Source organism: Microcoleus sp. PH2017_34_RAT_O_A (assembly GCF_020737885.1).
Taxonomy (GTDB): Bacteria; Cyanobacteriota; Cyanobacteriia; order Cyanobacteriales; family Microcoleaceae; genus Microcoleus.
In genome coordinates, this window is record NZ_JAEQDD010000093.1 from 25,425 (window position 1) to 38,731 (window position 13,307).

13 protein-coding genes are annotated in these 13,307 nt (G+C 45.6%); 6 read left to right on the top strand and 7 right to left on the bottom strand.

Annotated elements, in window-relative coordinates; genetic code table 11:
• Window positions 1–158: 158 nt before the first annotated feature.
• From JGK11_RS25665 to JGK11_RS25680, 4 genes are all read right to left on the bottom strand, one after another.
• A complete protein-coding gene (locus JGK11_RS25665; RefSeq protein ID WP_293185230.1) occupies window positions 159–1,022 on the bottom strand; it encodes a CPBP family intramembrane glutamic endopeptidase in 864 nt (287 codons plus the stop codon).
• A gap of 355 nt (window positions 1,023–1,377) precedes the next feature.
• The gene (locus JGK11_RS25670; protein ID WP_293185253.1) at window positions 1,378–1,809 is read right to left on the bottom strand and encodes an AbrB family transcriptional regulator; all 432 of its coding nucleotides are present in this window, start codon (window positions 1,807–1,809) and stop codon (window positions 1,378–1,380) included.
• A 198-nt stretch (window positions 1,810–2,007) separates the two neighbouring features.
• Window positions 2,008–3,051: a UDP-3-O-(3-hydroxymyristoyl)glucosamine N-acyltransferase gene (lpxD, locus tag JGK11_RS25675; protein ID WP_293208807.1), complete on the bottom strand. Its 1,044-nt coding sequence runs from the start codon at window positions 3,049–3,051 to the stop codon at window positions 2,008–2,010.
• Window positions 3,052–3,368: 317 nt separating this feature from the next.
• The gene (locus JGK11_RS25680) at window positions 3,369–3,683 is read right to left on the bottom strand and encodes a YkvA family protein (protein ID WP_293185232.1); all 315 of its coding nucleotides are present in this window, start codon (window positions 3,681–3,683) and stop codon (window positions 3,369–3,371) included.
• 125 nt (window positions 3,684–3,808) lie between these two features.
• On the opposite strand from JGK11_RS25680, the gene JGK11_RS25685 reads away from it, so the two are divergent.
• On the top strand, window positions 3,809–3,934 hold the full coding sequence (locus JGK11_RS25685) for a hypothetical protein (RefSeq protein ID WP_293203512.1): 126 nt from the start codon (window positions 3,809–3,811) through the stop codon (window positions 3,932–3,934).
• Window positions 3,935–4,613: 679 nt separating this feature from the next.
• Here the strand turns inward: JGK11_RS25685 and JGK11_RS25690 are convergent.
• Window positions 4,614–5,837: an SPFH domain-containing protein gene (locus tag JGK11_RS25690; protein ID WP_293197630.1), complete on the bottom strand. Its 1,224-nt coding sequence runs from the start codon at window positions 5,835–5,837 to the stop codon at window positions 4,614–4,616.
• A gap of 343 nt (window positions 5,838–6,180) precedes the next feature.
• Here JGK11_RS25690 and JGK11_RS25695 point away from each other — a divergent pair, with 343 nt between their 5' ends.
• Both JGK11_RS25695 and JGK11_RS25700 read left to right on the top strand, forming a co-directional pair.
• The gene (locus JGK11_RS25695; RefSeq protein ID WP_293185234.1) at window positions 6,181–7,395 is read left to right on the top strand and encodes a transposase; all 1,215 of its coding nucleotides are present in this window, start codon (window positions 6,181–6,183) and stop codon (window positions 7,393–7,395) included.
• Window positions 7,396–7,830: 435 nt separating this feature from the next.
• Window positions 7,831–8,274 carry a hypothetical protein gene (locus tag JGK11_RS25700; protein ID WP_293185236.1) on the top strand — a complete coding sequence of 148 codons (444 nt, stop codon included), beginning with the start codon at window positions 7,831–7,833 and terminating at the stop codon, window positions 8,272–8,274.
• An 83-nt stretch (window positions 8,275–8,357) separates the two neighbouring features.
• On the opposite strand, the gene glnA is transcribed toward JGK11_RS25700, so the two are convergent.
• Window positions 8,358–9,779: a type I glutamate--ammonia ligase gene (gene glnA, locus JGK11_RS25705; protein WP_293185237.1), complete on the bottom strand. Its 1,422-nt coding sequence runs from the start codon at window positions 9,777–9,779 to the stop codon at window positions 8,358–8,360.
• Window positions 9,780–10,137: 358 nt separating this feature from the next.
• Here glnA and apcB point away from each other — a divergent pair, with 358 nt between their 5' ends.
• The gene (gene apcB / locus JGK11_RS25710; RefSeq protein ID WP_293143500.1) at window positions 10,138–10,647 is read left to right on the top strand and encodes an allophycocyanin subunit beta; all 510 of its coding nucleotides are present in this window, start codon (window positions 10,138–10,140) and stop codon (window positions 10,645–10,647) included.
• Between the two features lie 206 nt (window positions 10,648–10,853).
• Here the strand turns inward: apcB and JGK11_RS25715 are convergent, their stop codons facing one another.
• A complete protein-coding gene (locus tag JGK11_RS25715) occupies window positions 10,854–11,117 on the bottom strand; it encodes a hypothetical protein (protein WP_293213366.1) in 264 nt (87 codons plus the stop codon).
• 236 nt (window positions 11,118–11,353) lie between these two features.
• On the opposite strand from JGK11_RS25715, the gene JGK11_RS25720 reads away from it, so the two are divergent.
• A complete protein-coding gene (locus tag JGK11_RS25720; RefSeq protein ID WP_293185241.1) occupies window positions 11,354–12,211 on the top strand; it encodes a TlyA family RNA methyltransferase in 858 nt (285 codons plus the stop codon).
• A 142-nt stretch (window positions 12,212–12,353) separates the two neighbouring features.
• Window positions 12,354–13,043 carry a hypothetical protein gene (locus JGK11_RS25725; RefSeq protein WP_293185242.1) on the top strand — a complete coding sequence of 230 codons (690 nt, stop codon included), beginning with the start codon at window positions 12,354–12,356 and terminating at the stop codon, window positions 13,041–13,043.
• The last annotated feature ends 264 nt before the right edge of the window (window positions 13,044–13,307 follow it).

Consider the following 13,307-nt stretch of genomic DNA (forward strand, 5'->3'; position numbering starts at 1 on the left):
TCAGCTATCTGAGGGCTAAAGCCCAACAATATATCTCAGCTATCTGAGGGCTAAAGCCCAACAATATATCTCAGCTATCTGAGGGCTAAAGCCCAACAACATACCTCAGCTATCTGAGGGCTAAAGCCCAACAACATACCTCTAGCAATAAGTCTTATTTAGATTAACAAAATTACGGCTGCTGTTGCTAGCAATAACAGGATTCCGGCCGCACCTGCGAGGGGTTTTGCTGCTATTCCTGTAATCCATTCCGGTACTTTGTTGGTTTGATTAATTAGTCCTTCTGTATCTACGGTAGTTATACCCCAAATCCATCCGGCGTGGAGTCCGATCGCCAATCCTAAGCTACCATTGTCGGTGATGCGGGCTAAAATTAAAACCAGACCCATCAGCCACAATCCAGGTAGTTGCGGTATAGTTTCTTTTGCTGCCCAAATTAGGTGGGCGATCGCAAAAATCAAACTGGCGATCGCACCTGCGGTTAGTATTGAGTAATCTTGCTGGAGTAGATTTTGCAAACAGCCGCGAAAGATTAACTCTTCTGTCGCGCTAATCCACAGGGCTAATAACAGAGTCACGAGAGTTGAAGGCTTCAGAATTGAAGCCGGAAAATGAATGATTGTTTCGCCTGTTTCGGTTTGAACTTTGGTGTTTTGTAGTTCCAGCCAACCAGCGGTTAATTGCACGCCGAACAAAATGGTTAAGCTGACTACTGCTAATGTTAATCCCAGCAGCGAGGATATGAAAGTTGCGGGTTGCCAATCCCAACCCCAGTCAGCCAAAGATGCGCCTTCGATCCAAGTTGTCGCCCACAAAATTAAGGGGACAATTAAGTAGAGGGAAGCTAGTAAAGGCAGTTTTTTGTTGCCTAAGGGTTGGGGCGGATGCCATTTGAGGGCGATCGCCAGTATAATTGCTACGGGCAGCCACAAACAAGCCCAAGTTGAGAAAAAAACAATTACTTTGACAATTGCCGGTATTGATGGCGACACCAGTCGCAGGTTATTCAGGCTGTTCCACATTTAAGCGATTGTCTCACAAATAGAAGAGAGTGCAGCGATTTATGGGTAATAGGACTTACGCTGTTAAACCAGGTTTCTGCCGAATATGTTTGGTTTGGCGATCGGATATTGACTAATAAAATCATGTTAGCTAGAACCACACAATAAAATAGGTTTGTAGTGAGGACTTTAGTCCGCATCCATTACGCTTGACTAAAGTCCTCACTACAAACTTTTTTTAAGTCATTTACCGGAAATGCTATAATGTCAAACCCGGTTTTATCGGCATTATACCCGTGCGATCGTTGGAAGATGCACAATTAATCGAATTAGAGATTAATTGTTAATTTATCTTCACCTTAGTGGTCTTAAAGCATTATTCCTCGGCATTATCGGTTTCGTCTTCCTCGCTTGAGCTCGGATTCCGATCCTGACTGCGATCGCCATCTACCTGGATCAGGTGAATGTGCTTGTAACCCAACTTAATTTCAAACCGATCTCCGGGTGTTAATCCCATCGATTCAGTGTAAGCCGTACCGAGTACAATTTGACCGTTTTTGTGGACGCTGGCGCGATAAGCTGCTTCTCTACCCCGACCATCTTTTTTGCGTTCTGAACTTAAGGGAATCCCCTTGGCGGCGAGTACAGCATTGTAAAAACCGCTGAGATTAACGCGGGTGCGATCGTTTTTTGTTGTAGAGTAGTAGCCGCAGTGTTTTGCGGTTTCTCGTTTGGGCAAGTGAGCGAGTTCTTTGAGTTTTTGAAGCAGGGCTTTTCCTGTAAGTGGATCTGTGGCAGTTTCAATCATTATGTTGAGAAGCGATCGGGGAATACCTGCGATTTGCAAATAAGCTTTTGTGCCGATTTGTAGCATTATCAAAAATATATACTTAAATTTATGCGTTTTACTAAAAATATTTTTCAGCAAAACTCTAAAAAAATAAAACCTTTGATAATTAAGCCTTCCAGCTTGTGATTTATAGCTGCTTCCATCGGAGTTCTTCCTTCAAAGGCGATCGATCCGGCGCTGAATTTGTCTCAGGGACTGGTACATTTCGGGTAGGCGGTTGTACACAGCAGCGGCTTTGAGAAAGAGTTTGTGGGGAATTGCTGGAACCCCAGTCACGATCGCACCTGCGGGCACGTCGCTGTGAATTCCGGCTTTGGCTGTGGCGATCGCGCCATCTCCAATTTTAGCTTGATTGGCTATTCCTACTTGACCCGCCAAAATTACATTATTGCCAATTATTACTCCGCCCGCTAAGCCGACGTGGGCGGCAAAAGCGCAATTTTTCCCGATTTGACAGCCGTGACCTACGTGTACTAAATTGTCGATTTTGGTATTCTGGCCGATGCGGGTTTCTCCGACGGCGGGCCTGTCGATCGTGCTGTTGCAGCCCACCTCAACGCCCTCTTCCAATACCGTGCATCCAGACTGCTCCATTTTCACCCATCCTGAGGCTGTCGGCACAAACCCAAAACCTTCGCTCCCGATCGCCGCACCGCTGTGAATGACGCAATTTGCCCCGATCCGAGCACGTTCGTGAATCACACAGTTAGCGTGTAGAACTGTATTTTCGCCAATTACTGCATCTGGGTAAATTACGACATTTGGATGAATGCAAACGTTATTGCCGATTTTGACTTTTGCTTGAATCACGCTGTGGGGGCCGATACTGACATTTTCACCGATTTCAGCTTCGGGGTGAACTGTAGCGGAGGGATGTATTTCGGATGCTGGGCGAAATGGTTGGTAAAAAAGGCCGATGGTTTGAGCAAATAGCAATCGCGGATCTGCTGCGGAAATCCAAGCAATGTTGCGATCGCTGCATTGAGCTTGCAGGCCTTCATCTAAGGGTAAAATTAAGGCTGAAGCGTTTGTAGTGGCTGCATGAGCGGCAAATTTAGCTCCTTCTATGTAACTGATCGTACCCGATGTGGCTTCATCGACTGGGGCGGTGCCTGTAATTTCTCGATCGTCCGCGCTGGAGGCTTTTAGGCTGTGGCTGTTGGCTAAGTTAAGTTTTTCTACTAAGTCGCTAAACTGCATAAATAAAAATTTGCTGTTAACACCGATTCCTCAAGCTCAAAATCATATCATGTTCGATTGTTTGTAGTCAGGACTTTAGTCCTCAGTTTTTATTCTTTAAAATTATGAGGACTGAAGTCCTCACGAAGAACCTGGAAAGGACTGAAGTCCTCACGAAGAACCTGGAAACGAAGAACCTGGAAAGGACTGAAGTCCTCACGAAGAACCTGTTCGATCGCCCTTTTTGACTTTACCAGTGCCAATGCAAAAGGGAGCCGATCGTCTTCTGCTCCCACTCACTCTCAAAAAGCTGTAAACTATTCAGTTATTTTTGGCAACTATTGTACAGAAGAGGCTTCTACATCTACGGTGCGGGGTGTCCCTTCTGAATAGGTGTCGGTTGGTTCTGAGGCTGAGGCTGTCTGTGTTTGGCGGGATTTAAAATAGTCGATCGCCATTTGGGACACTTCGGAAATCAGCAATACTGCGATCGCCACATCGTCAATTTGTCCGACTACGGGGAGGAAATCCGGCGCAATGTCGATCGGGCTTACCAGATATGCCAGTGTTCCCAGAATAATCCACCAGCGGTACTTGGGGTTGCGGAGCGTCTCGCGGTACCAGGTATAAATCGATTGTATAGAAAAGCTCATGGGGTTGTCCTCTCGTTATATTTTCAATCTTGACAAATTCTCGCTCGAAATGCTTGTGGAGATATCCCCCCTAGGGTTGGGAAGAGAATTCTACTCAGGGACATTTGGAATTGGGTACGGGCGATGTGCTTCACGTGTCCGAAGGCCAAGCCGGGACACTTCCAAGCGTCGGTATAGTTGGGATCGAGTTGCAGCACTTGCAAGGGAAAGCGCGATCGCCTGCTCAAAATCCCGATCGTGCAGCTACTTGACTCCTTGCTCGAATGGCGCCTCGATCTCTTCCATAATTTGCCAATTCTCCCTCTCTAAAATATAGACAACTAAAGATTTTGCCTAAATTTTGTACTTTTACGCGATCGTGACTTGCACACAATTTATCAGTTCAATTTATTGGCCTCCCTCAATCTTAAATTAGTCTGATTTCCTCCTCATATTTTCAATAATCAAAATGTTCGTGCAAGAACCTTTCTTTAGTATAAAATAACACCTGTTATTTTTGTTTTGGGATGTGGGCGATCGGTTGATTGCTAATATTTCGATCGTCGAAACTCAAAATATCTTGTCTTAGGATCTGCCATATTTGAACAAATAAAACGGTTCACTAAGGAACAGTTTTTTGGTATAAGTTGACACCTACTTTTTTTGAACTTCGCGATGCGGTCGATCGCCCGAATTACTGACATTTTTCGGGTTAAAACTCAGTCAAAATACACATTCATCCTGTAACTTCTTTCCCACAATCCTTGCATTCATTGGATTTCAGGCTGACATCAATCTCGGTATGGGTTTGAAAATCCGATTTTTACAGCTACTATTCTCACCGATCGCCCTACGGTCAGCCTAAGTACAAATAAATAAAATTAGTATCAAAAAATACCCGTAGTCCGAGTTTGGACAGGGCGTTAAGTTCGATCGAAAAAAGGGTAGTTTTCACCCGTCTTGAAACACCCATTTTTGGTCGCCGATCGCAATTTCGCAACCATTTGCCAACCAAAAAGGCTCATTAGCAGCCAGCCTCTGCCCTCCGACAAAAGTGCCGTTGGAACTGCCGCTATCGACAAGTTGATATCGCTGTTTGCCAACTTCGTCAGTGGCGCGGCGGATTTGGGCGTGGTAGCGGGAACTTTGCGGATCTTGCAAAACTAAACTGTTGGTAGGTTCGCGCCCAATTGTAAAAGGATTGGCCGTTAAACCGATCGCCTGTCCAGAAAACTTGTAGATTAAATATGCAGTATTTTTGCGATCGCTGCTGGCGAGTACCGTCGGTGCAAGTGAAGGTGAATTTCTCGCGGGTGGGAGACTATTTTGAGCGAGTTGTTCTGTCAGTTGTTGCAAATCGCGATCGAATGATGCTGCTGTTTCAGAAGCTGGAAGACTCGCCGGAGAATGACCTGAAATTAAGTTTAACTGCTGGACGGGAGCTTGAGGTGCGATCGGGCGGCCAGCTTCAGCAATTCTCATTTGCAGGGCGGCCGAATTTTCTGCTTCCTGTCGCGCACTCATTCCCTCAACTTGGCGAATCACTCCGTTGGTTTCGGGGAAGCTGACATCGCCAATTCGCACGTCTTCTAAATTAAAACCTAGGGGATAAAAGTCTTGGACGCGATCGAGCAAATTTTGGCGCAGCAACAGCCGACCTTGGGTGATAAGCTGTTGTAAAGAAAATTGCCCGATCGCTAATCCCATACAATCTTTAACTGCACTTGCTAAAGCCGCGATCGGATCGGACAATTCCAAAGCTACCCGTTTCGGATCTATAACTTGATAAATAACCGTCAAAGTCGCATCAATTAAAAATCTATCCTTAGACAAAAAATCTCCGTGGGACTGCACGTCCAAGTTGCGAAGTTTGGTATCTACGAGGACAATTTGACACTGTTCCAGTAGGGGAAGGGCGAAGCTGAAATGGCGCCCGGATTTCAGGGTACGCACGGCGCGGCCGTTTTTGACCAACAAACCTGTGCAACCCGCCCCTATGAAGTCCATGCTAAACCCGGCCCAGCGTTCTGGAGTCACGGTTTGAATCAGGGGAGAGGCGTTGTTCATGGGATGCGTTGAGGGAGGAATGATTCTACTTTTAGGGTAACAAATTGCTGGCGGTCGATCGGGCGATCGGTGTGCCTGTTCGGCAACTTCTATACTGTACGCCTCCACGAGTCCCCATTCAGCACGAACAGCAAGGAGCCTCTCACCTACCCGAAGGGAGGTGATGAGAGGAATTGCGAGGCAAAAATGAGACACCCTTTGACCATATCAATCCGCAAAAATGACCGGGAGAAGGGTAGTTGAGTTTTTGCCAATTTCTGTGTTCGGCAGTTGGTCAACCCAGTCCTCCACTATTTGGGTTACTGTTTTATCTTTACTTACTGCATACGCCCTTAATTTATTCAATCGACGTTCGGACATCCGCACATTTAATCTTGTAGTTTTCATATTTTTGTCTACCCATTGTTATCACGTCTATGCTATCATATCTATAACAGGAGGTAAATAACAGGTGAAAACGGCATACCAATACAAGCTACGTCCAACAAAACAGCAAGCGCAAGAAATAGACCGATGGTTGTCTATGTGTTGCGCTCAATATAATTATTTGCTGGCAGATAGATTTAATTGGTATGAGCAAAATCGTTGTCCAATCAATGCCTGTCCACTTGTTTGTCATCTCCCGGAGCTGCGAGATTACCCCGAATATTTTGGGCAAAAAAGAACACTCCCTAAGTTGAAAGAGACGCATCCTCATTACAAAGATGTTTATTCCGATGTTTTGCAGGATGTTGTCAAGCGAGTGAAAACAACTTTTGACCGATTTGTAAAGGGGGATAGCAACGGAAAACGTAGCGGAAAACCAAGATTTAAAGCTCGTAGTAGATACAGAACTTTCTTATACCCAAGAATTAAACCTGATTGTATTGCCAATGGTAGAATTTCTTTGCCCAAATTAGGTCAAATTAAAGTTATTTTGCATCGACCGCTACCGGATGATTTTAAAATTAAAACCGCATCTATCACGAAAAAAGCTGACGGTTACTATGTAACTCTAAGCTTGGAAGATTCAACCGTTCCCGAAATCAAGCCTGATATAAATCCAAGGTCAATGACTGGGATTGATGTTGGTCTAAAGGAGTTTTTGACAACTTCTGAAGGTGAAACTGTTGCTATTCCCCAACACTACCGAAAATCACAGAAACGTTTAAAAGTTATTCAAAAACGTGTCTCTCGTCGTAAAAAAGGTAGTAATCGCAGACAAAAAGCAGTAAAACAACTAGGCAAACAACATAAAAAAGTTGCAGACAAACGCAAAGATTTTCATTTCAAAACGGCGAACAACTTATTGGAAAAATATGATGTTGTTGCAGTTGAAGATTTGAATGTTAAGGGACTTGCGCGTACCCGGTTAGCAAAGTCTGTACTTGATGCTGGATGGTCAAGCTTTCTGTCGATACTGATAAACAAAGCCGAGAAAGCTGGTTTATTGGTGATCCCGGTTCAAGCGTCTGGTACGAGTCAAGATTGTTCTAATTGTGGTGTGAAAGTTCCTAAAAAACTGTATCAACGCTGGCACGACTGCCCCCATTGTGGATGTAGTCTAGACCGTGACCATAATGCAGCGATAAATATAAAGAACAGAGCGGTGGGGCATCCCGTTCTTAAAGCCAAGAGTCTCCTAAGCGATAGCCGGATTGTCTTGGAAGCCTACACTGTACTCTAAGAGTCAGTGTAGGAGTATGTCACCACGTACTGGATCTAGTTTGCATCTAATATCAATTCCGGTTGCACCGTCAGGTGATGTTGACGGTTAACAGTTAACTGTTAACGGTTTAAACAATACCGATACAACCGGAAACTATATTAAATGGGTTCTATCAAAATAATTATTCTCACGTACTTACTTACTTGATTGCTAATTGCTAATTTATAATCATCTGGTGTCCCATCAGGTGTTGCTTAATCAGGGTATGAAAAAAATAAGTTGAAAATTCCCAAGCTTTGTCGATACTGGTTTCTCTGACTGGCATATTTAGCCTTTCATACCGTCAATCAGCAACGCCTCCCATCAATTACCCGCAATCAATAAGGTTCGATCGGGGTAATTGTCTTCGGACACCATCTCCAAGCAGCACATTACACACAAAGAAGCACAAATATGATGAATTATTTCAAGCCTTTGTTAATTTTTACAGCCTTTGCAGCGGTTCTGGGTTTGGGAAAAAGTGGGGCGCTAGCTGCGGTTTGGATTATCTCTGAAACTCAGTTAAGTTTGCCACTTCACAGGGTGCAAATAGCAGCAAAGAGCGATCGCAATTTTAAGACTTCAAAAGGTACATTAAAACCAGGTAGTGTCCTATCTGTCGATCCAGATGAAGTTAGGGGCCTACCAAAAGCTGAGGCGCGGCGACGTTTCATCCTGAATAAGATATATCGCCTTCAGGAAGGCACTGCCGCTGACGATTTATTCATCGTTGATGAGAAAGCAAATAAATGGGCAGTAGAGAATGTCTCTGACGCTACAATGGGCGCTACTACTCGCGGTGTCGCCGAGATAGTCTCCGGTAAAGGCAAAGTCTGGGCGCTGATCCAGAAGTTCTAAAAAAAACGCCGTTTTTTTAGGGCGGCGTTCTTTTTAATTAAGCATTAAAAATGGCATAATTTCCATTTTTGATTCTTAATTTTCTAACAGTCGTAGTACAAAGCAAACTCGTAAGGGTGAGGACGTAACCGCATCGGGTTGACTTCGTTGTCGAGTTTGTAAGAAATCCAGGTTTGGATGAAGTCTTCAGTAAAGACGCCTGTTTCTGTTAAGAAAGCGTGGTCTTTTTCTAAAGCTTCTAACGCCCCTTCCAAGGAACCGGGAGTAGAAGGAACTTTCGCTAATTCTTCCGGGGAAAGATCGTAGATATCCACATCCAAAGGTTCGCCCGGATCGATTTGATTTTTGATGCCGTCTAAGCCTGCACACAGCATCGCTGCAAAGGCTAAATAGGGGTTGGATGTGGCGTCGGGACAGCGGAATTCTAAGCGCTTGGCTTTCGGGTTGTTCCCGGAAAGGGGAATTCGCACTGATGCCGATCGATTTCCTTGAGAATAAGCTAAGTTTACAGGCGCTTCAAAGCCCGGAACTAACCGCTTGTAGGAGTTGGTCGTCGGGTTGGTGATTGCCAAAAGTGCCGGGGCGTGCTTGAGAATGCCGCCGATGTAATGCAGTCCCATTTGACTGAAACCTGCATATTGATCGCCTGCAAATAGCGGTTGGCCGTCTTTCCAAATCGACTGGTGAACGTGCATCCCGGAACCGTTGTCGTTAAACAGCGGTTTGGGCATGAAGGTGATGGTTTTGCCGTATTTTTTGCCGACGTTTTTGATGACGTATTTGTATGTCAGCAAGTAGTCTGCGGCTTGGACTAATGTGGCAAACCGGAAACCGAGTTCGCACTGCCCGCCGGTGGCGACTTCGTGGTGGTGCTTTTCGATTGGTACGCCGCATTTGGCCATTGTCAGCAGCATTTCCGTTCTCATGTCTTGAGAGGTATCGGTTGGTGCTACTGGGAAATAACCTTCTTTGTAACGCGGTTTGTAGCCGAGGTTGCCGCCTGCTTCTTCTTTGCCGGAATTCCAGCGACCTTCGACGGAATCTACGTAATAATACCCGGAATTTTGGGTTTGGTCGAAGCGAACGTCGTCAAAAATGAAGAATTCTGCTTCTGGGCCGAAGAATGCTGTATCGCCGAGACCGGTGGTCAGCAGGTAGTCTATGGCTTTTTGGGCGATCGTCCGGGGACAGCGGCTGTACGGTTCGCCGGTGCGGGGTTCTTTGATGCTGCAAATGAAGCTGATGGTGGGTTCTGCCATGAACGGGTCCATCCACGCGGTGGTAGGATCGATGACCATTGTCATGTCTGATTCGTTGATGGCTTTCCAGCCCCGAATGCTGGAACCGTCGAAGGGTACGCCGTCGGTGAAGGCGGTTTCGTCGATTTGGTCGTGGTACAGGGAAAGGTGTTGCCAGATCCCCGGCATATCGATGAATTTCAGATCGACGATCTGGATCTTATTTTCTTTTATGTAGTTGAGGGCTTCTTGGGGTGTCTGGAACATGACTTACTCCTGATATTGGTTTTGTTGCGGGCGATCCTGCAACGAGTGCTTCGCTAACGGCAGATTTCAGAATGTTTGCGCGATCGTATGCCTTGAGTACCCACAGTTTTGTAACAATAGATACAAAATATTAAAGTGGGTCTAGTGGGGCAGGACAATTTGTGATGATTGCCTTGTCTGTGTTTCGGCTGTTGATATCAGGCAAACGGCTGAACTTGGCGGTCATTTGCCGGGGAGGGACTACCCTGTGTGCAAATCCTATCTCAAATCTTAATCAAAGGCCGATTTGTAGTAGTCTACAATAGGCGGTCTATCTCAGATAGCAAAGTATTGATAAAGATTTTTGGGAGAGAAACTTATGCGCGATGCCGTGACGAGTCTGATTGAAAATTATGATGTTGCTGGTAGGTATTTAGACCGAGATGGTATCGATCGGTTGAAATCTTATTTTGCAACTGGCACAGCACGGGTACAAGCAGCAGCAGCGATTAACAGCAATGCTGCGGCTATTGTCAAGCAAGCTGGTATTCAGCTATTTGCAGAACAGCCCGAACTGATTCGTCCCGGTGGTAATGCCTACACAACTCGTCGCTACGCGGCTTGTCTGCGAGATATGGACTACTACTTGCGCTACGCTACTTACGCCTTGGTGGCTGGAAGTACCGATGTGCTCGACGAGCGCGTGCTCCAAGGTTTGCGAGAAACTTACAATTCTCTGAGCGTTCCCATCGGCCCGACGGTAATGGGGATTAGCATTATGAAGGAGATGGTTAAGGCTCAGGTTGAATCTGCCGGCTTGTCTGTCGGGCCTTTTCTAGAACAGCCTTTTGATTACATGATTCGCGAATTGAGCGAACAAGATATTTAAGTCAAGCAAGCTGGTTTTTTTAGCAGCAAATTGCTTTTGTGGCTTGCACGTAGCAGGCTCTCGATCGCTTTTTTGGCATCACAGCAGAAAAGCGATCTTTTTTACGGATTATACCATTTTCGATTGGGGCTTAAAGAATAGACAATGACTTACTGCCTAAGGGTTTGGAGTTGGCTCTTCATTTGTATTCTTGTTGGAAATTGGTATTAAAAATCGCCGACATATCCCCAGACGAGGCATTTGTCGAGGGAATTTTTCGTGTGGTGGCGGTTGATTTGGTCGGTGCTGATTGCTTCTACTTCGCCGTTGGGGTAAAGAATGTGGATTAGGTTGCCGCTGACGAAGGCCAGAGGATTTTCTTGACAAATGTTAGAATTTCTGATCGGAAAGTTCGTTTTTTTCATGTCCATCGCCCTGATTGTGTTTGTAGCGCATTCCCCTGTATTTACATAATCTTTGATTTGCGACATTTTTTATGTGATTCTACGAATGTCGATGTGTGATAAAACTACAGGCTCATAGCGATCTCAGTCACATCATGTGGGGTAGGAGCGATCGGCGATCGAGCTTCAAAATACTATACAAATGCTGATGTGAGGGCATCGCCCTCGGAAAACCCAAATAATTATAAAAAATCCGCAGTCGGGTTTTTGCGTAAGTGCTAATCTGATACAGTCCTTAACCCTATCCGTACAGATTAAACATCTTGGCTAAACAACGAATAGACACTTTATTGGTAGACCTGGATTTATGTACCTCCCGACAACAAGCTCAAGCCTTGATTCGGACTGGCCAAGTCTCGATCGACCAACAGGTAATTGACAAACCGGGCACTGAGGTTGACATTGCAGCCAATATTTTGATTAAACAGCGATCGCGCTACGTTTCCAGAGGCGGCGACAAATTAGCCAAAGCTTTAGAAATATTTGCAATTCCCGTCGCGGGCAGAATCTGTCTCGACGGCGGCATTTCCACAGGCGGTTTTACCGACTGCTTGCTGCAAGCCGGTGCGGCACTGGTATACGGGATCGATGTTGGCTACGGTCAAGCTGATTGGCGCTTACGCAACGATCCGAGGGTAATTTTGAAAGAACGCACCAATTTGCGCTACATGACTGCTGCGGAGCTTTACGGCGACTCACCGCGAGCAGATTTGGCGGTAGTAGATGTGTCGTTTATTTCGCTGGATAAGGTTTTACCGGCGCTGTGGGAATTGTTGGCACCACCGCGAGAAGCGGTATTGTTGGTAAAGCCGCAATTTGAGGTGGGGCGCGATCGCGTCGGGAAAAAAGGCGTAGTCAGAGACTCGGCAACTCAAGCCGATGCGATTTTTCAAGTGTGGAAGGCAGCTACAGCTTTAGGATGGCAGGAAAGAGGCTTAACGTGGTCGCCTTTACTTGGCCCGGCCGGTAATATCGAGTATCTTCTATGGTTGGGGATCGATCGCGAACAGGAACCAGACCAAAGTGCGATCCTCTTCGAGGGCTGCGCTAACGAAGAGGGTGTTGTGAAGGAACGGATCGCACAAGTCGCAAAAGCGGCCGCGCAGGAACTTGTCAAGTGATTTTAGATTTTAGATTTTAGATTGACTGCAAAATGTCAAACTAATCAATTTTAAGACTCAAATGTGGAGAGCCAGATTTATCTAAAATTTTAAATTGTTTTGTCAATCAGACTCCTAAACTTTCACAAGAGTGAATAATTCCATGCAGCCATTAAAACAAGTCGGTTCGATTTTCTTGTACGTCCTAGGTGGCATAGGTTATCTGGCGATTGCAGCTACTATTGTAGGCGTGTCAATTCTCATCAAGTTCGCAGCTCTGCTACTGGCAGATAAATTATTATATACAATTCTGATTATCGGTGATTTGTTGAGGGGCATCGAAATTATTGAACTGTTAAATATATTGGTATTTGCTTTTATCGGCATGGGATTTGGCATCGCGACAAAACTGCTACATCCTAAATACAGTCGCCAAATTAGTGCGGCTTTGTTGATACCTATAGTTCCCATAGTTTTCATGAGTACGCCAGCCATCAGATATAATTCTTGGCTGGACAAAGTAGCGGAATCGGATAAGTTAGCGCCGGCGGAAACTGCAACATTAACCAACTCATTTTTGAACCGAAAGGTAGGAGTGGAAGGTTTTCTCGGTTATTATGTATATACAGGTCAGTTTCCGGTGATTCCCACAAAACAATCTGAGATGAAAGACCTCGACAGCTTTGAAAAAAAGGTTAATTCGAGATTTGTGCAGTTAACTGGTGTTGCTCCGACGATTGTTTCTTGGTCAATGCGGGTTTGTTTTTGGCTGATTAGAATATTCTACTTTTGTATTGCGGTAATTGCGACGATTGTTCATTTTAGGGAAGGTGTGAGAATCGCGGGACGATAAGAATACAAGCTGTGGGGTGCTTATCTAATTTTCAGGTACGTAGTTGCGCTTCAGCGCTCTGGGAGCAGGTACGTAGTTGCGCTTCAGCGCTCTGGGAGCAGGTACGTAGTTGCGCTTCAGCGCTCTAGGAGCAGGTACGTAGTTGCGCTTCAGCGCTCTGGGAGCAGGTACGTAGTTGCGCTTCAGCGCTCTGGGAGCATCTCATTTGTTGTGCAAAAACCATTTTTTCGAGAGGTACGTAGTTGCGCTTCAGCGCTCTAGGAG